We start from the raw sequence: 26,185 nt of genomic DNA on the forward strand, positions 1-26,185 counted from the left end.
GCGGGCGATTACGAACTGGGGATGGAGTTCCAAAGTGCCAAAAGCGGCACGATTAATGCCATCCGCTACTACAAAGCTGCTAGTGAAACTGGCACTCATGTAGGAAAAATTTGGTCGAGTAGTGGGCAAGAACTCGCCAACGTCACCTTTACCAATGAAACCACAGCGGGCTGGCAGGAGCAGGCATTAGCGACACCGCTGACGATCGCCGCTAACACGACATATGTGGTATCTGTCAATGCCAACACTCATTACGTGGCAACTGTAGATGGTTTGAGGACGACGATTGCCAATGGCGATCTCAGTGCTGTAGCTGATGGCAGCAACGGCGTATTTAATCCCAATCCATCTGCTTTCCCCACTCAATCATTTAATAACGCTAACTACTTCCGCGATATCGTCTTTACCCCTGGTCCCACAATATCGCTCAAAGATAGCGAAACCATTTTTGTGAGTGAAACCGCTGGTGTGGCTACCGTCAAAGTAGTACGGACGGGCAGTACCCAGCAACAAGTGACGTTGGAGTATACACTCAACGAGGTTGCTGGGGCAGCCGCAACGCCAGGTAATGATTATACTCAACCCACCTTCAACGGTCGCGCCAATACCGGACAGGTTGTCTTTGAAATTGGGGAAGCGGAAACAACCTTGACGATTCCGATCGTCAATGATAGCTCGATCGAAGCTAACGAGCGATTTGCGGTTGGCATTCAAAGTCCTAGCTTTGGTAATTTGGGCATTCCCCGCACGGTGCTAATCGAGATTATCGATGATGATTCCCCTAATACCATTTCCGTCAGCGATGCCGCGATTACTGTATCTGAGGGCGCTCCGACTGCCACGATTACGCTGATTCGCAATGGCAACATTAGCGGTGCAGCCTCGATCGATTATGCTACCAGCAACGGTACGGCAACTAGCGGTGCTGATTACACAAGCGTCTCGGGCACTGTCAACTTTGCCCCCGGACAAGTTACCCAGCAGATTGCCATTCCGCTTTTAAATGACTCGAACATCGAAATCGATGAAACCTTGACAATTTCTCTAAGCAACGCTAATGGTGCCAGCTTGGGGACACAGATCGCCTCAACCATAACCGTGCTAGATAACGACCTGACACTCGGCAGCCTCAATCGCCAAACCGTTGTCACTGGACTAGCCTCGCCAACAGCGATCGATTGGACTCCGGACGGACGTTACATGCTGGTCGCCCAAAAGAATGGCGTGGTACGAGTAGTTGATAATGGCGTTTTGCAGGCTACCCCCACGATCGATCTATCCAATCAGACAAACAATACTGAAGATCGGGGCATGTTAGGACTGGCGATCCATCCTAATTTCTCAACTACGCCCTATGTCTACTTGCTCTATACCTACGATCCGCCAGAAACATTAACCCGTACTGGTAATGCAGGGCCGGATGGGGATGGCAATCGTCCGGCGCGATTGGTCAGATTGACAGTCAATCCGACGACGATGGTTGCCGATCCCAATAGCTTGGTCGTGCTAGCAGGCACTAATAGCATCTGGGATTACACCAGCAATCCAGATATCGATAGCACTGGCGTTGTTAACGTACCGCCTTCAGGGATTGTCGGCGGCACGATTACCGCCCCAGCCAGTCAGCTCGATCCTGGTACCCAAGATAACGATCCCGATCGACCCGGCATTCAAAACCAGAACATTCGCGACTACCTGGCAGGGGATAGTACGTCTCACACCATCGGTGCCGTTCATTTTGGGGCGGATGGGTACCTCTACGTTAGTAACGGCGATGGCACCTCTTACAACTTCGCCGATCCGCGTGCGGTCAGGGTGCAAGATCCCAACAACCTCTCCGGCAAAGTCTTAAGAATCGATCCCATCACTGGCGCGGGAGTTCCAGGCAATCCGTTCTACGATGCCAACAATCCCAATAGCAACCAATCCAAGGTCTTCTACTCTGGGATGCGCAACCCATTCCGATTTACGTTCGACCCGATTACCAATCGACCTGTCATTGGCGATGTGGGTTGGAATAGTTGGGAAGAAATCAACACGGGTGCCCCCGGTGCTAACTTTGGCTGGCCTTATCTCGAAGGAAACGATCGCACGGGATCTTATCGAGATCTACCTCAAGCAGGCGTATTCTACAACAATGGCAACCGCAATAATGAAAGCGACCCTGTTGCGGTATTTCCAATTCTGGCTCGCAGTCATGGTGCGCCAGATTTTGCCAACGCGATTATGGTCGGGGACTTTTACAATAGCAATACGCTGATCTTTGGGGATGTCAATGGTGGCACGCTCTATGCCGCCTCTCTCGATGGCAACCGCCAAGTCACGAACATCCAAGTCTTTGATGACAATATTCCCTATATTGTTGATGCTGAAATGGGGCCTGATGGCAGACTCTATGGGGTCGATTTGGTAACTGGTGCGATCGTCCGCTGGAACCCCGCTTAAGTGAATGCCGATGTTTAACCGCTCTCCAGCGATGGTGGCAGCGGTTAAATTCTCTGAGCAGCTTAACCTGCCACTACTTGCCCGATTGTTATTCAGCCCAGCTCCCCAGCTTGGGAGCGGGGAGAGGGCGAAGGGTTGTCACTGGCGCAAAAAAGCTTTATCAATCGGATTTGGCACAACAACTCATAACTAGCAACTTACGTTATTATATGCCTCACATCAGTAGTGACATCTTAAACCAGTGGCAAGCAGAAAGTCGCACGCTGATTCCCCAACATTTTGCGGAATTTCAGCAGTTGGTCGAGCGAGCCAGATCCTTAGCCCGACAGAGAAAATTCGAGGCAGCAGCATCCTACGTGGAAATTGCCGCTCAATACGCTCAATTCAATCATGGCGGCTTTTTTACCAGTCCAGAGTTGGAGCAAATTCTCATCGAGATCGGTCGCCAGGAGATCCCCAGCCACCTCTATCCCCAGCAGCAACCACCAGCGGGAAATCCACAGCGCATCCTGCATGTCTCTACGAATATCTCGACCTTTAGCGGCATTCCTCGGATGATTCGACGTTGGATTCAACAAGATACCAAACGCTCCCATTCGCTGGCATTGACTTTACAAGCACCGCAAGAGGTTCCCCAACTGCTGCAAGAGGCGATCGCCAAGAGTAATGGTAGAATTCACATCTTAAACCAAGCATCCGATCGCATCCTCGATCGAGCTAGAAAACTGCGTGAATGTGCCGCTCAAGCGGACATCATCGTCACTCATGCTTGGGAATACGATGCCGTACCGCTCGTCGCTTTTGCGGATAAAGATCGGATGCCACCATCGATTTATACCAATCACGGCGATCATTGGTTTTGGCTGGGGGCGGGTACGAGTGATGTAGTTGCCAACTTGCGCGAATCAGGCAGGTATCTATCTCAACATCGCCGAGGCATCGCTCCAGAGCGTAACATGCTTCTACCGATCGCCTTAGAACCAATGCACAGATCTCTGAGTCGAGCAGCAGCAAAACAACACTTGGGGATTGCTCCTGATACCGTCCTCTTACTATCGATCGCCAGACCGCCAAAATATAAAACGATCGGCGACATCAATTTTGCCCAGGCTCACGTTCCGCTATTGCAAGAACACCCCCAAGCAATGCTGACGATCGTTGGTGCTGGAGATCTCGACGAGGATTGGTCTGAGGCAATCGCGCAAACCAACGGCAGGATTCAAGTGTTGAAGCCAACCGATCGTACGGCTGAATTCTACCAGGCTGCCGATATTTATGTCGATTCCTTCCCAGTTCCCTCAACAACATCCTTGCTGGAAGCTGGCAGCTACGGTACGCCACTGTTCAGTCGCAATCCATACCCTCTGGCAACCTGTCAAATTTTCGGACAGGATACACCAGGGTTAGCCGGACAGGCGATCGAGCCTTCAGATCTACCGACATATTTAGCAGCATTGTCGCAAGCGATCGCTGACGAGGCATATCGACTCTCTCTGGGAGCGGCAACCCAGCACCAAATCGCCCACACCCACTGGGGACAAAATTGGCTCGATACGCTCGAAAAAATCTATTGCCAAGCTGCCAGTCTGCCCAGAGTCAAAGCTGCTGAGTCCCAGACCGAACAATGTTTGGGCGAGCTAGACGCACTCTTGTGCTCCCATGCTTCGCTCGGTCGCGCCAATTTCCAGCAGGTCGCCCAGTGGCACCTGCCATTGATGCCGCTACCGCAACGCTGGGAACTATGGTTGAGTCTGGTCGAACGCTATGGATGGCGCGGCAATCAACTTAATATGCTAGCTTCGTCTCGGTGGAGAGATCGTTACTATCAAATGCGTGCTAAATTTGCCGCTGTTACAGGCATTTGACCGAGGTTTTCTTTCTGTATTGCCCTTAATATACACATAGATACACGGATATTTTTATGCAAGTTGAAGTTTTAGCAAATCGCGCCGCAATTAAACCTTCAATCGCCGCCGATCCGATTATCGTTGTTTGTGCTGCTGATGATAATTATGCCATGCCGCTCGCCGTTACCTTGCGATCGGCGATCGATAATTACCAGGGCGATGCTCGACTCGTATTTTACATCCTCGATGGCGGTATTCAAGAACGTAATAAACAAAAAATTTGGCAATCGACGCAATCGGCAAAATGCGAACTAAAATTTTTAACAGTTCCCAATTTGCCAGCGATCGAGCATCTCAAGCAAATCAATCATACCCTCGGCCCCGACGGCAAAACTATTTCTCAATATCTCTCGGTCGCCACATTTTTTAGAATTCTCATTCCCGAAGTCTTACCTGCTGAAATAAACAAAGTTATTTACTTAGATTGCGATCTTGTCGTCAAGGGAAATCTGGCAGAACTCTGGCAATATCAATTGGGCGATAATTACATCTTAGCAGCACAGGATACCTGGATTCGCTATGTATCGACAGCTAATGGATTGTTAAATTATCGCGAATTGGGCATTTCAGCAGATGCGAAATATTTCAATGCTGGGGTGTTGGTAATTAACCTTCAAAAGTGGCGGGCTGATGACTTTTGCAACCAGTCGATGGATTATCTCCAGCACAATAAACAGTTCGTTCGCTGGCACGATCAGGATATATTAAATCCCCTGCTGGCGGGCAAATGGGGACAAATCGATCCCAAATGGAATTTTAATTCCACTTCTTTCTATGATTACGATACAAGTAGTTATTTAGCTTGGCAAGACGAGCGCGAGAGCTTATTTACTAAGGATATCTACCACAATCTCATTCACCAGCCAGCGATCGTTCACTATGCTTCGGCGAAGAAGCCATGGACATCGCGCCATTGTCCCCGCAAAGAAGACTTTTTTAAGTACATCGATCGGACGGCATGGTCGGGATGGCGATTGACGATCTGGCGACGACTGCAACTAAAGTTGGCTGGCAAGCTAAAAGTTTTAGTCAAAAATTTTAGCTAAGTTTGATATTCGTTTCGCTCATTGCTCGTTAATTTATTCAATCTTTTATTTACCGATCGTGTTGCAGTATCTAACCAAATTTCTTTATCTTACTAGGGGTCATTATCGATCGCTAATTGTGACGCTATTGGCATTTGTCTTGATTTCTGGCTTGGAAATTTTAGGAACTGGAATCATCGGTCCATTCATTGCGATCGCCACTCATCCAGAATTTATCGCTAGCAATCGGTGGTTGAATTTAGCCTACATCACCTTGAATTTTAGTTCGGAGCGACAATTTTTGCTAGGCTTGGGCGCACTCGCGATCGCCACCTTTTATATCAAAGCATTTTTAAGCTTTCAAGCCCAAAAATCAGTATTTCAATTTGGTTATAACTTAAAAAGAGATCTCTCCTGCAAGTTGATGCAAGCGTATCTAGCCGCTCCCTATAGTTTTCACTTAAATATCAATTCTGCGAACCTGATTCAGGACATTATTTCCACTACCGATAATGTTTGTCTCGGTGTAGTGATGCCCCTGCTGACATCGATCTCCAATCTGTTGGTGACATTGGCGTTAACGATCCTGCTAATTCAAACTGATGCGTTCGCCTTGATTTTAATTGGGATGTTGTTGTTGGCAATGCTGGTATTGTCGCAAGCAATGAAACATCGCCTGGTGCGATGGGGAAAAGAAGGTTGGCAAGCGGCAGGCGAGATGATTCGCATTCTCAACCATGGATTAGGCGGCTTGAAAGAGACGCGGGTAATTGGTTGCGAGGCATATTTCCAACAGCAAATGGAGGAACAGTCAGCCAAATTTGCTACCAATCTGACACTCTCTCAGAGCTACGGCAATTTACCGCGTTACGCGATCGAAGCCTTGATGCTGACATTTTTGGTCGGCTTTACTCTGTTATTCGTAACCTTGAATCGCGGCGATCGAGATCTGGGTGCGGTGCTGGGGATTTTCGGCTTGGCGGCAATTCGGCTGCTGCCTGCATCCGGTAATTTGGTATCGGGATTGAACGTGATGCGGGCAAATAGTTTTGCAGTCGATAAGTTATATTTCGACCTCCAGCAACTGGAGCGAGAAGTGCCGTTACCAATCGCAAATACGCCAGCCCAAGCTGGTGGGAAGATGGCAACCGCCCAGCGCGAACAAATGTCATTCACGCGCGAGATCGCCTTAGAGGGCATTAATTTCCAATATTCCCAGCATCCGCGCTTGGTTTTAGAAGATATCTCCCTCACAATTGCCAAGGGGCAATCGATTGGTATTATTGGTAAATCTGGCTCTGGGAAGACAACTTTGGTGGATGTAATCTTGGGGCTATTTTTGCCTCAGTCTGGAGATATCAAGGTCGATGGCAGATCGGTTTATCGAGATCTGCGAGCTTGGCAAAATATCTTGGGTTACGTGCCCCAATCCATTTTCCTCACCGACGATACGCTAGAGCGCAATATTGCCTTTGGCGTTGCCGATGGGTCGATCGATCGGCTGCGACTCCAACAAGCGATCGAGATGGCGCAGTTGCAAGATGTGGTCGAAAATTTACCCAATGGCATCCACACGATGGTTGGCGAGCGCGGCGTGCTGCTATCGGGCGGGCAAAGGCAGCGAGTCGGTATCGCTCGCGTCCTTTACCACCAGCGCGAAGTTCTAGTTTTCGATGAAGCCACCGCTGCCCTAGACAATGAAACCGAACAACTGGTAACGGCAGCTACCAAAGCCTTGAGTAGGAGCAAAACGATTATTATCATCGCCCATCGCCTCTCGACGATCGAGCATTGCGATTGTATTTATCAGATCGATCGAGGTCGAATTCTCAAGTCAGGAAGCTATCAGGAGGTAGTTCTGGGACAATGACAATTGTTTTATTTCAAACTTTAACTTCTCTATCACAGCCGTGCGGCAGGAGCCTCACAGATGATTTCAATAGATACCCTCGCTCGACGATGGAAATTTATTAAAAGATTCGATCGTAGTTTACCTAGTATGCACAGGCTTTTCGATCGAGTTTGAGATCGTCTATCCCCAACCGATCTCGATCGTTCGACACTGGATCTTTCGATTGCGCCCAACAGGAACCCAACTTATGAAACTAGCATACATAACACCTTATGATTCGCGGATTTTAAAAGGATTTAATGATTGGTCGGGGCTAGGCTACTATATTGCACAGTCGCTTCAAAATCAATCGTGCAATTTAGATTACATCGGTCCATTAGACATTTCAGTTAGGTGTCGCCTTGTGCAAAAATATAAGCGACATTATCACGAACTATTTCGGAAAAAATATTTAAAGAATCCTACCCCCTGCGTTCTCAAAGGTTATGCTCGACAAATTTCCGATCGATTAATGGATGCTCAGGCAGATATTGTCTTTAGTGCATCGGCAAATCCCCTTGCTTATCTCGAATCCAAACAACCGATGGTCTTTTGGGCAGATGCCAGCTTTGACAGCCTGTTAGACTATTATCCAGACTATAGTAATGTCTGCGAGGAGTCGATGAGCGATTGGCATAATGTAGAACAACAAGCTCATCAAAAATGTCAGTTAGCGATTTATTCATCTGATTGGGCAGCACAAGCCGCAATCTCTCGCTATGGAGTAGATAAGTCTAAAGTTAAAGTAGTTCCGTTTGGCGCAAATATCGAAGTCAAATATGATGCGGCTGAAGTCCGAGCGGCGATCGCCGCTCGACCGGAAAATCTTTGTAAACTGCTGTTTTTAGGAGTTGACTGGTATCGCAAAGGCGGCGACGTGGCACTTAAAGTTGCTACGGCATTAAACAACGCAGGTTTAAATACCGAACTGACACTCGTTGGTTGTCAACCGATTTCCGCAGATCCATTACCCGATTTTGTTAAGCCACTAGGTTTTATTAGTAAATCTACAGATTTAGGCAAAGCGCGAATTGCTCGCTTAATTGCCGAGTCACATTTGCTAATTATCCCCTCACTTGCAGATTGTACGCCGATCGTATTGTGTGAGGCTAATGCAGTTGGAGTGCCTTGTTTGTCTACCAATGTTGGTGGTATTCCCACGATCGTCAAAGACAATCTCAATGGTAAAACCTTCGATGTAACTGCCGATATCCAAGAATATTGCAGCTATATTTTAAATCTATTTACCAATTACTCTAACTATATTGAATTGGCTCTCTCATCTTTTCATGAGTATGAGTCTCGCCTGAATTGGAATGTATCTGGAAAAACTGTAAAAAACTTATTATTAGAAATCTAATTCAATCGGGTCAATTTAAAAGTAAACATACATGTAAAAAAATGATGAATACCCTCGATCGAAACACGGATATGCTCTTGAACATTTCTGTTTGTATCTGTACGAGAAATCGTCCTGACGACCTAACCAAAGCCTTAAATTCAGTCGAGCGATCGACATATCCCGCATTTGAAACGATCGTGTCCGATGACAGTACGGACGAGCGAACCAAAGAGTTGGTTGCCGCTCGTTTTCCCAATATCAAATATATCGAAGGGCCACGACGAGGTTTAGGTGCAAATCGAAATAAAGCCTTGAGTGCGGTCGCGGGTTCTCATGTACTGTTTATTGATGATGATGTCATCTTGACCGAGAATTTCTTGGAAATGATGCACGCTCGCTGGTTGAAATGTGCTGAATCAGAAGAAATCGATAATGTGATTCTGAGTGGCATTGAGAATGTCAATGGCAGACTACTCTATCCTGGCGATCAAACTTTTATTGGCTGGCAGAGTGTTGAATACAAGCAAGGCGATATCATCAAATCGGTGGTGATCAATAGTGCGATTTTTCCAGTATCGGTATTTAAAAAAGTTTTGTTTGATGAGCGATTGGTATATGGAAATGACGAAATCGATCTTACCACTAGAGCAATTACTAAAGGATATAAGATCGTGCTCTTCCCAGAAGCGATTAATTTTCACTACCCATCAGAAATCAATCGCGATTACTACAAACCATATCACGATGCCAGTCGAATATATGTGACCTTCAAACGTTATTTTTCCACTGATAATAACAAAGGGAAAGCATTATTTTATCTGCCTTATGCTTTGCTGCATGTGGCAGCATTCCGATTGAGATACTATGGTATTTCCGGATTTGTAGATACGTTCAGATATACCTTCCCTAAATCCTTCGGATTTATCACTGATTTTCTGTTTGCCAAAGATCCTGCCGATATTCATAAATCCTAATCTTCGATCGAGATTACTAGTTAAAGGAGCGCATTCTCATGTTTGATTATCTGATTGTTGGTGCGGGGTTTGCAGGGAGCGTTTTGGCAGAACGATTGGCAAGCCAGTTGGGCAAAAAAGTATTAATTGTCGATCGTCGCAACCATATCGGCGGCAATGCTTACGATCGCTACAACAATGATGGCGTACTGATCCATAAATACGGTCCGCATATTTTTCATACCAATTCCCGCGATGTCTTTGAATATCTATCGTTATTTACCGAGTGGCGACGTTACGAACACCGCGTTCTGGCTAGCGTTGACGGTCAGCTCGTCCCAATCCCGATCAACTTAAATACGATCAATCAACTCTATGGATTGAACCTAACCGCATTTGAAGTCGAAGAGTTTTTGGCATCGGTAGCCGAGCCACGAGAGCAAATTTTGACATCAGAGGATGTCGTCGTTAGTAAAGTCGGACAAGAATTATATAAAAAGTTTTTCCGCAACTATACCCGCAAACAATGGGGCATCGATCCCTCAGAACTCGATCGATCGGTCACTGCTCGCGTTCCCACCCGCACCAATCGCGACGATCGGTATTTTACCGATACATATCAGTCAATGCCTCTACATGGCTTTACGCCGATGTTTGAGAACATGCTGGCGCATCCGAATATCAAAGTGATGCTCAACACCGATTATCGAGAAATTCAACAGGTCATTCCTTATCAAGAAATGATTTATACCGGGCCAGTCGATGACTTTTTCGATCTTCGGTTTGGAAAGTTGCCGTATCGATCGCTCGAATTCAAACACGAAACTCAAGATCGACCTGTCTTCCAATCTGCACCCGTGATTAATTATCCCAACGAACATCTCTATACTCGCGTCACTGAGTTTAAATACCTGACCGGACAGGAGCATCATAAAACCAGCATTGTCTACGAGTTTCCTCAAGCTGAAGGCGATCCTTACTATCCAATTCCGCGTCCGGAAAATGCAGAACTCTACAAACAGTATAAAGAACTTGCCGATGCCACTCCTAGGGTACATTTCGTCGGCAGGCTGGCAACTTATAAGTATTACAACATGGATCAAGTCGTAGCTCAAGCCTTAATGACATTCGATAAAATCAGCACTAGAGAAGCATTAGAAATGGCAATAACTAATTAATTTCCCATAAATTTAGAGACCGAAACGAGCAAGAGTACTAATTTTCACTCTCAATACTCGACAAAATACTTAAATCTATAAATTATCTTGATATTGACATAAAATTTAAGACCGGAGCGAACTTATGAATGATTCATTGCCAGCCGTTTCAATTATCATGCCTGCTTACAAGCGGATCGATTATCTCAAAGAGGCGATCGAGAGTGCGCTCGCGCAAACTTTTACCGATTTTGAGATCGTTGTTTGTGATGATAGTGCCGAACCAAAAATCGCCGATCTTTGCCAGAGCTATGAAGACTCGCGTATTATTTATCGAGCTAATCCTCAAAATTTGGGAATTGCCATGAATAATTTGAGTGGCTTTCAAGCCGCTCGCGCCGATTTACTCACAAAACTCGATGATGACGATCGCTGGTTGCCAGATTTTTTAGAGGAATTAGTGCCCGAAATGTTGTCAAATCCAAACATTTGTCTGTCTTTTTGCGATCATTGGATTATCGATGCGGCTGGCGATCGAATGGTGACTAAAACCGAAGAACAAACTACGAGATTTGGCCGCAGCGGAATAGATCGAGGACTGGTAAAACAACCCCAAAAGTTGATTTTCAATAAATCGATTCCGCTAGCATCATCGGCAGTTTTTCGGAAGTCGGCGATCGATTGGTCGGCATACTCCGAAAAGGTAGGGGGTGCCTACGATTTCTTTCTCAGCTCTTGTCTGGTGAGTAGTGGGATGGATGTTTTTTATGTACCAGAACGGTTGACGGAATATCGGATTCATGGTGGTAGCGGTACATCTACCCGCGCCCTCCAAAATTGTTTGGAAACTCTCTTTGTATCGGAAAAAGTTTATCAAAATCCTTTCTTTGATGAGATTGCCTCCGAGTATCGTCAACTGTGTGCTTACAATAGCAAACGTACTGGCAATGAATCGTTAAAACAAGGAAAGGTGTTATCCGCACTCTACTATTATAGTCGCTCTTTGAAATATCAACTTTTGGGATAAAGGAGATAGCTGTCGATCGGGACTCGATCGTTTTTAAATATGAATGATATTTTAGTTAGCATCATCATCAATAATTATAATTACGATCGCTTCCTGACGGAGGCGATCGATAGTGCTTTAAATCAAACTTATCTTCATACGGAAGTTATTGTTGTCGATGACGGTTCGACGGATAAATCTCGCGAGATTATTATCAGATATGGCGATCGGATCGTGCCGATCTTCCAGCCCAATGGCAAGCAAGCAGCCGCCTTCAACAGTGGATTTGCCAAAAGTCGCGGCGACATCATTGTATTTCTAGATGCTGATGATTACCTAATGCCCACAGCCATCGAACGCATTGTCGCCATCTGGCAACCAAATCTGGCTAAAGTACACTACCGTCTACAGGTGGTAGATGCTGAGGGTCAGTCACTGGGATATACATCCCCTCAAGGTAGCCAGCCATTAGCAACAGGTGAAGTCTGGAAAACTTTGCTGGAGTTCGGTGGGTATACCAGTACGCCCACCAGCGGCAATGCACTCAGCCGCAAGGCGATGGCACCAATTTTCCCGATTCCCGCTGCTTATAAATTGACAGCAGATGATTATTTATCGATGCTCATTCCCTTTGCTGGGGAAGTTGCTGCGATTGAAGAACCATTGGGTGCTTATCGAATTCATAACAGTAATCAATGGGCATTGGCGACAGTTACAGGCGATCGATTCCGGCGATTTGTCTGTCACGATTTACAAAACTATGCTTTGCTGGAGCAAAAAGCCGCAGAGCTAGGGCAGATATTACCAACTGATTTGGCACAAAGATCGATCGGTCGCCTCTGGTCGCGGATGATTTCGTTAAGGCTAGATCCTCAAAATCATCCGGTACCATCGGATCGAGCGTGGTCGTTGATTTACCAGGGTATCCGTTCGCTGTGGAAATATTCTACATTCAACTGGCAAAAGTGTGTCATCTACAGTCTTTGGTTTATCTGGGTGGGTCTGATGCCATTAGCACTGGCACGACCTGCCATGACCTGGTTATATGCTCCCCAATTTCGACCCAAAGCGATCGATTGGACTGTTAGAAAAATTCGCGCTCTCGTGAGTAGTTGAGGAAGAGAATAATGAATGCTGTAGATACCGCACAAACCCCTTTAATTCAAGCCCAGCTAGGTCGCAAATTAAGAGTGTTGTTTGTCAGTCATGCGTACGTTGTCGGTGTCAATCAGGGCAAATTGGACGCGATCGCCGCAACCGATCGCGTCGATGTCGGGTTGCTGGTACCTAGTAACTGGAAGGCTGCGGAGTGGAATCGCACGATGCCAGTCGAGAAACCCTATCCCAGGATCAAAATCTATCAAGCCCCAGTGCTGTTCAGCGGGCGCGGGGGTGCCTACTGCTATCTACCCTGGGCACTCGGTCGGGTATTAAAAGATTTTCAACCCGATTTGGTGCAAGTCGAAGCGGAAGTATTTTCCGTACTGGCTTTTGAAGTTGCCATGTGGAGCAGGTTAACAGGCAAACCCTCGATCGTCTTCGGTTGGGAAAATATCGAACGAAAGTTGCCCATTTTGCGTCAGTTAACCTGCCAATTTGTCCTGAATACTGTGAGTGCGTTAATTTCGGGAAATGAGGATGGTGCAAAAATTCTGCGGCGGTGGGGCTATACTGGACGGCTGGAAGTAATGCCGCAAATAGGCGTCGATACTCAGTTGTTCGCACCTAAAACCGATCGAGACCCTCAAGCTGAATTTAATATCGGCTTCTTGGGACGCTTAGTTCCCGAAAAAGGGGTCGATACCCTATTGGCCGCCGCGCGATGCCTGCAAGAACGTGGCTTGAACTTCACGATTACAGTGTGTGGGTCGGGTACAGAACGCATAGCACTACAGCAAGCTGCCGCAGTTTTGCAAATTGACAAGCGGATTATATGGCACGAGGCGATTCGACATGAAGCTGCGCCCGCACAAATCGGCACATTCGACGTGCTGATCTTGCCTTCTCGATCGACTCCAACCTGGAAGGAACAATTCGGTCACGTTCTGATCGAAGCGATGGCAATGGGTGTGCCAGTGGTTGGCTCTGATTGTGGTGAAATTCCTCATGCGATCGGAAGATCCGATCTAATATTTAAGGAAGATGATGCGATCGGGCTGGCAGCAATTTTGGAACGCGCGATCGCCGATCCAGATTGGCGACAAGAGGTGGGACAATATGGCATCGCCCGCGTTCGCCAATTTTATTCCCATCAACAGATTGCCACTAGATCGCTGAATCTGTGGCAGCAATCGCTCGACTACCCACCAGAGGAGACACTCGAATGCGCGTAGCAATCGCTCGGACAATGGCCGAATTTAGCTTAGATATTTACACCGACAATCTTATTGCCGGACTGAAAAAAGTTCGTCCAGAGTGGGAAATTATTGAGCTGGTGCCCAGATCGTTCGATCGAGGTAGTTATTCTATATCGCTAAGAATTCAAAAATACTACGAGCGGTTCTGGCGATATCCCCAAGCGGTTCGACAGCAAGTGGCAGATATTTTTCATATTGTCGAACCTTGTGATGCCAATATCGCCTACTGGTTGCAAAATTCTGGCAGCCCGATTGTCGTCACCTGTCACGATCTGGCTAACTACTTTTTTCCAGATAACTTACAAGGATCGGTGCAATTACCGATTGTCAGCAAACGCGCTTGGTTGTATTCTGTCAATGGGATGCGTTATGCAGACCATCTTATTTCGGTATCCTCAGCTACTGCTAGCGATACTACCGAGATTTTGGAAATCGATCCCACGCAGATTACGGTCATTCCCAATGCCGTAGAAGACATCTTTGGGCCTCTACCAAAATCGGCGATTGCAGCCTACCGTCAGCAACAGCACATCTCCCCCGCAACATTTTGCCTATTAAATGTGGGATCTAACCATCCCCGGAAGAATATTGACACGATCCTTGAGGCGATCGCAATTTTAAAAGATAGGCAACTCCCGATTGCCTTCTGGAAAGCTGGCGCTGATTTTACTTCCGCACAACAGCAGTTCATTCAAGATCGAGGACTGGAATCGATCGTCCGTTATTTTGGCAAGCCCGATAAATCCACACTACTGCAACTATACAATGCCGCCGATGTTTTAGTCGCACCGTCATTGTATGAAGGCTTTGGGATGACACTATTGGAAGCTATGGCTTGTGGTACGCCAGCGATTACGTCAAACGCGTCAGCGATGCCAGAAGTCGTGGGCGATGCTGGTGTTTTAGTCGCACCTACTAGTGCGGATGAAATAGCTGCTGCTGCCATCCGGCTGTACCATGAACCACAGTTTTATCAAGAACTAGTCGATCGCGGTTTGGAACGAGTCAAAGCATTTACCTGGGAACGTAATGCCGAGTGCGTAGCTCAAGTATACGAGCGAACGATCGCGAATAAGAAGTGAGGGAGAGGGGGAGACGGGGCGCTTGCGTCACTATTCACACTTCGGCTGTCGCTCAGTGCAAGCTATCCACTATCCCCTATCCCATATCCCCTATCCCCTATCCCCTATCCACAAAACTAATGTTTATCAAAAATACAATTAGGCGATTGCTGCCGCCGTCGGTGACGATTCGACTGATTGCCGATACCAATTATAAATCTGGCGAACCAGAACTCAAATTGCTCGACGATCTAGTAGATCCGCAAAGAAATAGTATTGATATCGGCGCGAATAAGGGATCTTATACTTATTTTCTCTCCAAACTTTCCCAAAAAGTTTTTGCCTACGAACCCAATCCAGAGTTGGCAAAATTTTTGACTAAAGCATTTGCTAAATCTAATGTGAGTATTTATCCAGTTGCGATATCCGATCGAGCGGGAGTAGCGCAGCTATCGATTCCGATCGTCGATACTTTTGCTTACGATCAACTCGGTAGTCTGGAACTGCCAACCTCTATCGAAATCCAAACGTTTGATGTACCACTCCAGCGTTTGGATGACTGCGGACATCACAACGTAGGATTTATCAAAATTGATGTTGAAGGACACGAGGAAACGGTAATTGATGGGGCGATCGACTTGATTACTACACAACGCCCAGTCATGATTGTAGAAATCGAACAAAAACATCATGCCAATAAAGATATCACCGAAATATTCTCTAAAATTATGGCTTTAGGGTATGTCGGTTTTTTCTTATTTAATGGCGAACTGAGAAGTTTAAGTGAATTTTCTAAAGAGAAACACCAAGATATCAATAATTATCAAGGTCTTACTTCTTTAGGTAAAACTTATGTGTGTAACTTTATTTTTAAGCCTAGTTAGGAAGATCGATTCAAAAGAGGTGTAGCTATGAAAGTTCTGCTGTCAGCGTATTCCTGCGAACCGGGTCAAGGATCTGAGCCTGGTGTCGGCTGGAATGTAGTTCGAGAAGTCGCCAGGTATCACCAAGTTTGGGTATTGACTCGTCCCGATGAAAGCCAGGATATCATTGAAGCAGAGCTAGCACGCCAGCCGATCGATAACCTGCATTTTGTTTATTTTACTTTACCTTTTTGGCAGGATAGCCGACGGTGGGGGCATTCTGGCGGTATGCAGCTACACTATTACCTGTGGCAAATTCAGGCTTACTTTGTTGCCAAACAGCTGCATCGCGAGATCGACTTCGATCTGACTCATCACGTCACCTTTGTCAGACACTCTAGTCCGAGTTTTCTCTGCTTATTACCGATCCCGTTTGTGTGGGGACCCGTGGGCGGCGGCGAATCTGCACCGCTCGCCTATTGGCAAGACTTCAACTTCAAAAATCGAGCTTATGAAACCCTCCGCTCTATCTGGCGTTGGCTGGGAGAGCAAGATCCCTTCGCGCGGATGACCGCTCGTCGGAGCGCGATCGCATTTGCGACGACCGCAGATACCGCCAGACAAATTAGGTTAATGGGTGCGACGCAAGTGCAAGTATTATCTCAATGCAACCTGTCCGAACTAGAACTCGCTCGACTCGCCCAATGTCCGCCCCCCAGCACTCGTCCGACTCGGTTTATCAGTATCGCTCGCTTGCTCCATTGGAAAGGACTCCACTTGGGCTTACAAGCCTTTGCCCGTGCCCAACTGACCGATGCTGAGTATTGGATTTTAGGCGAAGGGGCAGAATTGCCCCGCCTGCAAGCTCTAGTACATGAGCTGGGCATCTGCGAGCGAGTCAAGTTTTTAGGGCATCTGCCGAGGGAGGGGGTATTGGCACAGCTCGGAGAGAGTTCTGTTTTAGTTCATCCCAGTTTGCACGACTCTGGCGGATTAGTATGCTTGGAAGCAATGGCAGCGGGTCGCCCAGTTATCTGTCTAGATCTCGGCGGCCCTGCGGTTCAGGTTACGGCGGAAACAGGTTTCCCGATCCCGGCACTCACTCCTGACCAAAGTATCGCTGACATCGCAACGGCAATGTGCCGATTGGCTGAAGATGTCGATCTGTGTATCGAAATGGGCAAGGCTGGACAACAACGCGCTAGAGAAATATTTACTTGGGATGCCCAAGGCAAGTTATATTCGCAAATATACAAACGGCAGATATCGTCTCGATCGCTGGGTGCAGATATCGCAGAATACGACACTTAGCTGCCTGTTAGAAATTAGCAATTTTGTTAGACAACCCCAGCTTGTCAATACCAAAATCGAGTAACTATGTCATAGTACTAAAATGTATAGCTCAAGTACGATCTCTGCAAATAAAAAAAGAGGATTTGTCAACAATTCTACACTTATTTTTATTGCCTTTGCGACAACATTCTATTCGCGAATCTTTTGCTCTATTACGCGCGCACCCTCTATTTTAAACTTTTTGCACTTTGCGATCGTGCCTTTCGTGGTGGCAATTGTGCTGTCAACAGCTCGGACGAAAGATCGCCGCCTAGTCTCGCGTACATGGTCGCTAATTATTGCCATGGGGATATTTTTGGGGACGATCGTCTTTAGTGCGATCGTTAACAATGCTGGAATTCCTAATGTCATCATTAACTTTATGATGCTGGCAGAGCCTTTTATGTTTATTCTGGCGATAACTTGTGTAGATTTCACAGTAGAAGGTCTGAATAAGTTAAGACGTTGGCTGATTATCTCGGCGATAATTAATCTAGTTCTTGCGATCGCCCAAAAAATTCTCCTGCTTGCCGGACGGATTAGCGCACATCCTTACAATGAGACAGATGGGGTGCAAGGAGTATTCTTTATATCGGGGGCTGGCGGATATATTTCTGCTGCCGTCTCAGTTAGTGTGTTTATCTATTGCTTCTTGTATCAAAAACAGGTGCCTCTGTGGATAAGGATACTAGGTCTAATTGGTACTATTTATCAGATTCAAATTGCCGATACAAAACAGGTAATTCTTGTCAGTGGATTGGCTTGGATTATACTTGCTTCGAGCAAGATCCAGAATATTAGAAAGATTGTCATGTATCTATCTTGTTTCGGATTAGCACTTGGTGCTTTCTGGTGGTTGATTCATAACGTCGCAGGTTTTGAAGCTTACGCTCAGTGGATGAATAGAAGCGACATTAATAATAATGAGGCTGGGGGAGGCTTAGATGTCAAAACGGAGGGTATCCGTCGCGTTCTTGCTTACTATCGTTCCCCCCTCAATTGGTTGGTTGGATTAGGACCTGGGCACACGCTCGGTCGGTTGGGAGGTTGGACGATTAATGATATGTGGAGCATATTGTCATTAGTTGGGGGCACAAAGCATCCTCTATATGATGAAATGTGGTCTTTTATCAATAGTAATTGGATTGCTTGGTCTACGACTCTATACGTGCCACTATTTAGCTGGGCTGGAATTTGGGGAGATCAAGGTTGGCTGGGTATTGCGGCTTACTTATATTTGGGGTTTTTAGTCTGGCATTACTTCTGCATCGATGATTTTTGCAGGTTTCTGATGTTGACAATTTTTATTTACGGCTTCTTTCTTACTCAAATGGAAGAACCTGGATTTATGCTAACTATGGCGATGCTGATTGGACTACGTTGGCAAGAGCATCGCGTTCGGACATTAGCTCATTAGTTACCAAAATTCGATCTTCTTCGATCTGACTAACAGCAGATGTTCAGTAAGAATCTAGGGATAGTTGAGCCAACAACTATCATTTTGTTAAGCTATATCTTGGTAGTCATAATATAGCTCGTGATGTTAAATTATTGCAATATTTATTGACATATTATTGACAAATCATACATTTATGGTATTATTATAACTAAATAATATCAAGCCGCTTTTGGAATAGATTACTACTAATGAAATAGTATCTAAATTATCTGAAATTATACCGCGAATCGATAGATAATTATTGTTTCAGATTGACTATTATCTATCGATTTGAGTGAAGGGGTGCTGGGATCGGATCGAGCAAAATTGTCAAGTGGCTGCTATTGACTGAAAATTCAGCTAGCTTTAAGACCAAGAGTATTTCATACAGATTATTGGAGAAAAGATCGTGCAAAATTACTTGCAGCTAACTTCAGATATCAGCCCGTATTTAATAGACAGTACAGCAGTAAAGCTGGATGAGCATGGTATATTTACCAGCCACATCGGCGAGATGACTGTAGCAATGAAAGCTAACAGTGAATTTTTCGGACATCCAGTTTGGGGGCCAGAATATTTTGAGGAATCTCATCGTAACGAAACATTTCGATCGCGTTGGCAGGCAGCAGTTGGCAGTCTGGACGGCAAAATTGTGGTCGATATCGGCTGCGGGCCGGGAAATTTCTATGCGACGGTTGGTGGTTCACCCCAGGTATTAATCGGTGTCGATGTTTCTTATGAAGGGTTGAAAATGGCGAAACAAGTAGGCTATACCCCGCTGTGGGCAGATGCTCAAGACCTACCGCTGGTAAATGGTTTTGCGGATGTGGCGATCGCGACTGCCACCATCCATCACTGCGATGATATGGCAAAAGTCCTATCTGAAGCCGCGCGGATCTTGCGTCCTGGTGGGTTACTGATGACAGATCTCGACCCTCAAGTGACGGCGATGCACTTTAAAGGGCTGGCGGCATTTATGAGAAAGCACCGTTTCAAACTCTACTGGTTGACTAGGAGTCCGCATTACCTCTCGATGGAATATCGCAAGCTGAGGATTCCCTGCGAGGCACACAATAAGATCCCTGGTGACGGAATTACGCCAGCGCTCTATCATCAGGTGTTAGATCCATTGGGGTTTGAATTCAAACTTTACCCCCACAACCACGATCTGGGCGCAGAGGTGCTTGAGGGCAATATGGGTACATTGCCCTCAAGATTGCGGATGCTCCAAAAGATGTCTGGGATCGACTCCGATAGCCCTGAAGGGGCGCAATCGATTATGTGTATCGCCAGAAAGCCCTCTGTCGGCACCTAGCCCCCAAATCGTCGATATAAGTAGGCGATCGATTCGGCAACCACAGTGCGGACGCCCTCACTCGATCGCCACCAACTACGCTCGTTATATGCTAAAACTTTAGTGCCGATAATTCCCACCTGAATAGGAGCGGGAAAGACTTTGCGGAACACTAGCCAGGTTCTGCGAGCGTGGGGGCCTAGTGTAAACACATTCATCGATTGGATCGGCGGAGCGTCAGAGCTTGCCCAATAGTGTTTGAATGCCGTCGCCGCATTTTGGGTGCGGCATTCTGGCGCATAGTCGGTCGAAACGATCTGAAGTTGGTGGGGGTTAAATCCCTGTGCAACAAGGGTGGCAGCAGCCACCTCCGCAAAGGTTTTGTACTCGGACAAGTGAAATCCGCGCGGTACGGGCGCACCGACTGTAATCAGTGTTTTGTAGCCACCTGTTTGAAACTCAGTCATCGCCGCTGCGATCGCATAGTCAGGCAGCCACCCTTCCACCACCAAAACTTCTGTGGCGACTGGATCGTTTTTTGCGAGGAACCCATGCAGGTTGACGACGAAAAATCCCAAACTCGACACTCCCAGTAGTAATACGATCGCGAGTACTCCTAAAATCGCGCATAAATTGGGTAGGCCAGCAGCACCGATCTTGATACATAACCCAGCGCATTGAGGATCGATAGTTAATGACATTGACTGACAGAGCGAGCCGATCGGGGTGACTCGCGGCTAAAATACATCGATTATAGAATAAAAACTACGCTATTTATCGTGTCTTCCTGATGCTAATTTTAGTAAAAAAACGGTTAGAAAACCAGATAGCTATCGCTAGAATAAGGATATCAGAAATTATGCTGATGAAGGAGAATACCGAGTACAAGCTTCAGAGCCTTACGATCGGTATCGCTCTCAGTGCTTTGCCGTAGATTTAAAATTACCATAGTCATCAAAGTTGGGATTCAGTATTTTACCAAAGTTGACACACTACTCATGTCCGAATATAAATATAGCGAATTCATTAACTTGTCATGCACATTCTAGTTGTTGCTTTACATCGACCGATAGAGCCTACCGGAGTTTGCCGACATGCCGCTAATTTGACTAAGTGTCTCGTAGAAAAAGCTGAAATCGCCCAGGTGACTGTGGTAACTGGCACTTGGCAACAGGGCTATTTTCAAAATATCTTTTTTTCGGACGAAAAAAAAATTGAAGTTATCGGTATTGATATCGAAAATACCTCTTGGTCAAGGAACTTATGGTTCTTGTTTGGTTTGCCCAAGCTAGCCAAACAGCTTCAACCCGATCTGATTCATTTATCATTTCCATTGCCACTATTTAAGTGGTTTTTCGATTGCCCGATCGTGGCGACTATTCACGACCTTTATCCTTACAAAATTCCCGAGAATTTCGGTCGTCATCGCGCTCTACTAAATCGATTGTTTTTATGGCAATGTATTGGTAACAGTAATGCTTTGGTCTGTGTATCCCAGACAACCTTAGATGACTTAAATTTCTACTTCCCAAGAATTAGATCTCAGCCGGAAAAGGCTCAAGTTATTTACAATTATGTGGACTTCGAGCGCATCGAGCCAAAATCGCTCGCTATCCTCGAAGATCAGGCGGAGCCTTCATTTATTCTCTGCGTCGGTCAACATCGTAAAAACAAGAATATTGACTTGTTAATTCAATCGTATGCCTTACTGCAACGCGATCGTCAGATTGATGCTCGCACTAAGTTGGTAATCGTGGGTAGCATTGGCCCGGAAACCGAAAAGCTAAAACAGTCGATCGAGCAATTGGAACTGGGAGATGCCATACTGTTACTATCGGCGATCGACGATCGCGAACTTTGCTGGCTCTATCAAAAGTGTCGATTATTTGTAATTCCGTCCACGCTTGAAGGATTCTGTATTCCGCTGGTAGAAGCTTTATATTTCTCCTGTCAAGTAGTTTGTTCGGATATTCCTGTATTCAGAGAAATTGGCTCGTCTAGCTGTATTTATTTCGATTTGGCGGGAGATCCCGTCGCTAATATGGCACAGTCAATTGGCTGCGCTCTAGCCACAACAGAGCCCACCCCAACAACTGAGGACAATCGATTTACCAAGACTCAATCTGCCACCCAATATTTGAATTTATACTTAACATTGCGATCGATCTTCTAAAGATCGCTAAGTGACGAATAATCTCTGTCGAGAGGATAGCGCGAGCGAGGTATCTCTAGTACTTTCACTCGTAATAATTAGCCATTATGCTGAGGTATAAAATCTAACTTGTTTGTACGATCGAGAGAGAGGTTAAATCCGAGCAAATCATATCAGTCACCAGTTAAATCGATCTAGGTGACAATCGAAGATGTAATGTGTTTGTACTGCCTACAATGCTAGTAACAGGAAACTAACTACTATTCAACATACGGTTAACGGCGATCGATGTTTAAGTTACAATACAAAAAGTGTTATTAGGGTAATATTACTAACTGTTATCCAAGCCTAAACTCATCAACCTGTTTGGGAAAGGATTAAAGATCTCGATCTTTTGGGGACTATATAGAATGGGCAATGTTGTTAAGCGAGCATCACAACCAAATGAAGATAATTGGCGGGACAGTCATTTAGACCAGAGATCTCAGTCTAAGGCGATCGGTTCGGCAATGACGCTAGCTGCTGATGCTGAAGAAGGAGGTTTAGATCTCGATCGCGTTTGGAGAGCGATCCGCCGTCGATTGTGGATTGTGGTGCTGGCAAATATTGTCACCCTCGGCGCAACAGTCGCCTGGAGCCGGACTCGCCCCACAGCGTACGAGGGTCAATTCAACATGCTAATCGAACCCGTTACCGCTGAAGGTCAAGTAGTTTCTTCGATTAATAAAGTCAATCAAACAAGTGTTGAAGAGCAAGACTTAGGTAGCGCTCAATCTTTAAAAACGACTCTAGACTATCCGACTCAAATTCAGATTCTCTTGAGCGATAAGATCTTGCTACCCGTAGTTAAAGAGCTTCAGGTCGATTACCCCAAACTTTCATATGAAACCTTGAGAAAGTCGTTGACAATCAATCGCCTCAAAGACCAATCGGAAACAAAAATATTAGAAGTTCACTATCGCTCTGGCTCCGCCAAGGAAACTAAGAGAGTGATGAATCTGCTATCTGATGCTTATATTCAATATAGTTTGAGAGAACGGCAAACCAATGTTCGTCGAGCGTTGCAATTTGTGGACGCTCAACTGCCAAAAGTCAAAAATCAAGTCAGCCAGTTGGAGTTAACATTACAGAAATTTCGGGAAGAGAATAACTTAGTCGATCCCACAACTTTGGGTGCCCAGCTCGGCACTCAAATGGGTGCGACCAAACAAGATCGATCGACAGCGCAAGTAGAGCTAGCCAAGGCGAAGCAGCTTTATCAATCGCTTTTAGACCAGGTGCAACTTCAGCCTAAAACTGCTGAAGCCGCCTCCGTGTTGAGTGAGGCTCCTGGATACCAACAACTAGTCAAACAACTACAAGAGATCGACATAGAATTAAAGACTCTATCTGCACAATTGACTGAGGAGCATCCTCGGATAATCTTGCTCCGAGAAAAACGAAAAAACTTACTGCCGCTCCTCCAACAAAATGCCGATGCGCTATTAGGTAGTAAACTAGCTCAGAGCATTCCTAATGTTCAGGCATTGCCATATCAAAATGGACTCAGACAAGATCTGAGCAAACAATTAATTGCTGCTGATACCCAAGTAAAGGTGTGGGAAGCTAAGCTCAAAAGCTTAAATTTAGTCAATGACTCCTTAGCTGGCGAAACAAATCGACTGCCAATTATTTCCCGTCAATATGAAGATATTCAACGTCAATTAAAAATTGCCACCGAACAACTGAGCAAGTTTTTGCAAAAACGGGAAGAGTTGATGATTAATGCCGCTCGTCAAGAGGTGCCGTGGGAATAGGTCGCACTGCCTGCTGTTAAGGAAGTTTCAGCAGGTAGTTTGACGAGCAACTTAGTCTTGGGTTCGGTTGCGGGTCTAATTTTAGGAACGGGAGTAGCTTTATTAGTCGATAAAATGAATAATGTGATTTATTCACTTAAAGACTTACGCGATGCGCTAGATATTCCAATTTTAGGCATGATTCCCGAGCGTGAAGATGAGAGTAAATCGAGCGTTAAATCAAAAAATAGTAAGCAAAAAAATGGCGTTTCATCACTGCGTCGAAGAAATAGTTCTAATACTACAACTGCCTATCAATTTTCACCATTCATTGAGTCCTTTCGCGCGCTCAATTCTCAAGTGCGGCTATTGAGTCCAGATGAACCCGTACGCTCGCTGGTTGTGAGTTCCTCCTTACCCGACGAAGGTAAAACCACAATTTCGATCCAACTGGCTCAAGCCGCAGCCGCAATGGGTCAAAGGGTTTTACTCGTCAATGCCGATCTGCGTAAGCCAAATTTACAAAGTTTAGTCAACCCCCACGATCGCAACGACACAATTTACGGTTTAACTGATATCATCGCTGGTAATTCTCAGTTGATGGAGACGGTTCAACTTTTACCAGGAGAAGAAAACTTGTATATTCTCCTCTCAGGTTCGATCGCGCTAGATCCAACGAGTATATTAAGCTCGCAAAAAATGAAGGATCTGATGAAAACTTGCGAACGTAACTTCGATCTAGTTATCTATGATACAGTTCCTTTAAACTTTGCCGATTCACTATTATTAATTCCCCAGACAGATGGATTATTAATGGTGACTAGTCTCGGGAAAGTCGATCGAGAAGTTCTCCGCAGCTCACTCCGAACGCTAGAGGTATCTAGAGTTGCAGTGTTGGGTCTAGTGGTGAATATGGTCGCAGATCGTCAGTCTTCAGCCGGGGCATATTATGATCGCAAAGTAGCTAATGTTGCTTAAGCATTGCTGGAGTAGGATCTTGGAGCGAGAACACAGAAGTTGCCATGTTGTTGACTCGATTCTCGTTCCGTAAGCGCAAAGCGCAGGCGTTGCCAACGCGTTGGCGATAGCCTGCCGTTAGGCACAGCGTCTGCCTGCGCAGAGAGGCTACGCCAACGACAACATTCGGCAGGATCGCAGTACCGATCTACAATAGAGACATCTCCCCAGCAGGTGAATTTAATCACCTAGCGGGGAAGCTCAAATATTTGTCATGAGTCCCTTGCTGCCAACTGCTGCGTATATTCATATCCCCTTCTGTCGGCGGCGGTGCTACTACTGCGACTTTCCCGTGTTTGTAGTTGGAGATCGCTCTAACGGTGCGAATTCTGGTAACATCCAGCTTTATGTCGATCGATTGGCACAAGAGATTGCCACGCAGACAAATTACCATCAACCTCTCGAAACGGTCTTCTTCGGTGGCGGCACCCCTTCACTGCTTACCGTCGCGCAATTAAGTCAGATTTTAGATTTATTAGCCGCTAAATTTGAGATCGCCAGTAATGCCGAAATCTCGATGGAAATCGATCCGGGGACATTCGATCTAGCTCAACTTAAGGGCTATCTCCAGGCGGGGGTAAATCGGGTCAGTATCGGCGTGCAAGCCTTTCAAGACAACCTATTACAATTATGCGGTCGATCGCATACTGTCGGCGATATTTACGCTGCTGTAGAGTTACTTCATCAAGGTGGTGTCACCAACTGGAGTCTCGATCTGATTTCTGGCTTACCCCAACAAACTTTGACTGACTGGGAAGCTTCTCTCAAGTGCGCGATCGCCCTCCAACCCACCCATATTTCCTGCTACGATCTGATCGTCGAAGCCCAAACCCCCTTCGCCAAGCAGTATCAACCTGGCGACAAACCCCTCCCCAGCGACGAAGCCACCGCCCAGATGTATCGTACCGCCCAGCAGATCCTCAGCAGCGCGGGTTACGAACATTATGAAATTTCTAACTACGCCAAGCCTGAATCTCAGTGTCGCCACAATCGCACTTATTGGCAAAATGAACCCTACTACGCTTTCGGCATGGGTGCAGCTAGCAATCTCGAAAATTATCGCTTCACTCGTCCCCGCAAGACTCAAGAATACTATCAATGGATTGCCGATGGCTGCGATTGGCGAGTCGATCTTACCGCCGCTGAGGATCGGTTTTTAGAAACTTTGAT

The 26,185-nt window shown here is 46.1% G+C and carries 20 protein-coding genes; 19 read left to right on the forward strand and 1 reads right to left on the reverse strand.

The window, feature by feature from the left end:
* The 15 genes from RMO35_RS06405 to RMO35_RS06475 form a co-directional block, all read left to right on the forward strand.
* On the forward strand, positions 1 to 2,445 hold a 2,445-nt coding region (locus tag RMO35_RS06405), incomplete at its 5' end, for a DUF4082 domain-containing protein (RefSeq protein ID WP_309739429.1).
* Positions 2,446 to 2,522: 77 nt separating this feature from the next.
* Positions 2,523 to 4,310, forward strand: coding sequence for a glycosyltransferase family 4 protein (locus tag RMO35_RS06410; protein ID WP_309739431.1), 1,788 nt, complete (start codon positions 2,523 to 2,525; stop codon positions 4,308 to 4,310).
* Between the two features lie 56 nt (positions 4,311 to 4,366).
* Positions 4,367 to 5,398: a glycosyltransferase family 8 protein gene (locus RMO35_RS06415; protein ID WP_309739432.1), complete on the forward strand. Its 1,032-nt coding sequence runs from the start codon at positions 4,367 to 4,369 to the stop codon at positions 5,396 to 5,398.
* A gap of 118 nt (positions 5,399 to 5,516) precedes the next feature.
* Positions 5,517 to 7,247 (forward strand): ABC transporter ATP-binding protein, encoded by a 1,731-nt coding sequence (locus RMO35_RS06420; protein WP_309739434.1) that lies wholly within the window; start codon positions 5,517 to 5,519, stop codon positions 7,245 to 7,247.
* Between the two features lie 229 nt (positions 7,248 to 7,476).
* Positions 7,477 to 8,628, forward strand: coding sequence for a glycosyltransferase family 4 protein (locus RMO35_RS06425; RefSeq protein ID WP_396134850.1), 1,152 nt, complete (start codon positions 7,477 to 7,479; stop codon positions 8,626 to 8,628).
* Positions 8,629 to 8,669: 41 nt separating this feature from the next.
* A complete protein-coding gene (locus RMO35_RS06430; RefSeq protein WP_309739438.1) occupies positions 8,670 to 9,584 on the forward strand; it encodes a glycosyltransferase in 915 nt (304 codons plus the stop codon).
* Between the two features lie 38 nt (positions 9,585 to 9,622).
* The gene (glf, locus tag RMO35_RS06435; protein WP_309739441.1) at positions 9,623 to 10,741 is read left to right on the forward strand and encodes a UDP-galactopyranose mutase; all 1,119 of its coding nucleotides are present in this window, start codon (positions 9,623 to 9,625) and stop codon (positions 10,739 to 10,741) included.
* Positions 10,742 to 10,865: 124 nt separating this feature from the next.
* Positions 10,866 to 11,747: a glycosyltransferase gene (locus RMO35_RS06440; protein WP_309739443.1), complete on the forward strand. Its 882-nt coding sequence runs from the start codon at positions 10,866 to 10,868 to the stop codon at positions 11,745 to 11,747.
* A 39-nt stretch (positions 11,748 to 11,786) separates the two neighbouring features.
* Positions 11,787 to 12,842 (forward strand): glycosyltransferase, encoded by a 1,056-nt coding sequence (locus RMO35_RS06445; RefSeq protein ID WP_309739445.1) that lies wholly within the window; start codon positions 11,787 to 11,789, stop codon positions 12,840 to 12,842.
* Between the two features lie 11 nt (positions 12,843 to 12,853).
* Entirely contained in the window at positions 12,854 to 14,059 is a 1,206-nt protein-coding gene (locus tag RMO35_RS06450; protein WP_309739447.1) for a glycosyltransferase, read from the forward strand.
* Positions 14,050 to 15,165, forward strand: a complete 1,116-nt coding sequence (locus RMO35_RS06455; RefSeq protein WP_309739448.1) for a glycosyltransferase family 1 protein — start codon at positions 14,050 to 14,052, stop codon at positions 15,163 to 15,165. Before RMO35_RS06450 ends, RMO35_RS06455 begins: the two co-directional genes overlap by 10 nt.
* A gap of 119 nt (positions 15,166 to 15,284) precedes the next feature.
* Positions 15,285 to 16,028, forward strand: coding sequence for an FkbM family methyltransferase (locus RMO35_RS06460; RefSeq protein WP_309739449.1), 744 nt, complete (start codon positions 15,285 to 15,287; stop codon positions 16,026 to 16,028).
* Positions 16,029 to 16,055: 27 nt separating this feature from the next.
* Positions 16,056 to 17,318 carry a glycosyltransferase gene (locus RMO35_RS06465; RefSeq protein ID WP_309739450.1) on the forward strand — a complete coding sequence of 421 codons (1,263 nt, stop codon included), beginning with the start codon at positions 16,056 to 16,058 and terminating at the stop codon, positions 17,316 to 17,318.
* 259 nt (positions 17,319 to 17,577) lie between these two features.
* Positions 17,578 to 18,756: a hypothetical protein gene (locus tag RMO35_RS06470; protein ID WP_309739453.1), complete on the forward strand. Its 1,179-nt coding sequence runs from the start codon at positions 17,578 to 17,580 to the stop codon at positions 18,754 to 18,756.
* 430 nt (positions 18,757 to 19,186) lie between these two features.
* Positions 19,187 to 20,092, forward strand: a complete 906-nt coding sequence (locus RMO35_RS06475; RefSeq protein WP_309739455.1) for a methyltransferase domain-containing protein — start codon at positions 19,187 to 19,189, stop codon at positions 20,090 to 20,092.
* Here the strand turns inward: RMO35_RS06475 and RMO35_RS06480 are convergent.
* A complete protein-coding gene (locus tag RMO35_RS06480) occupies positions 20,089 to 20,772 on the reverse strand; it encodes a cytosine deaminase (RefSeq protein ID WP_309739456.1) in 684 nt (227 codons plus the stop codon). The genes RMO35_RS06475 and RMO35_RS06480 overlap by 4 nt on opposite strands.
* Before the next feature lie 335 nt (positions 20,773 to 21,107).
* On the opposite strand from RMO35_RS06480, the gene RMO35_RS06485 reads away from it, so the two are divergent.
* The 4 genes from RMO35_RS06485 to hemW all read left to right on the forward strand — a co-directional run.
* Positions 21,108 to 22,244 (forward strand): glycosyltransferase family 1 protein, encoded by a 1,137-nt coding sequence (locus RMO35_RS06485; RefSeq protein ID WP_309739458.1) that lies wholly within the window; start codon positions 21,108 to 21,110, stop codon positions 22,242 to 22,244.
* Between the two features lie 389 nt (positions 22,245 to 22,633).
* Positions 22,634 to 24,019 (forward strand): Wzz/FepE/Etk N-terminal domain-containing protein, encoded by a 1,386-nt coding sequence (locus RMO35_RS06490; protein WP_309739459.1) that lies wholly within the window; start codon positions 22,634 to 22,636, stop codon positions 24,017 to 24,019.
* A gap of 39 nt (positions 24,020 to 24,058) precedes the next feature.
* Positions 24,059 to 24,976: a polysaccharide biosynthesis tyrosine autokinase gene (locus RMO35_RS06495; protein ID WP_309739462.1), complete on the forward strand. Its 918-nt coding sequence runs from the start codon at positions 24,059 to 24,061 to the stop codon at positions 24,974 to 24,976.
* 253 nt (positions 24,977 to 25,229) lie between these two features.
* Positions 25,230 to 26,185: radical SAM family heme chaperone HemW (gene hemW / locus RMO35_RS06500; protein ID WP_309739464.1), on the forward strand; the 956-nt coding region annotated here is incomplete at its 3' end.

This window comes from Chamaesiphon sp. OTE_20_metabat_361 (assembly GCF_031364565.1).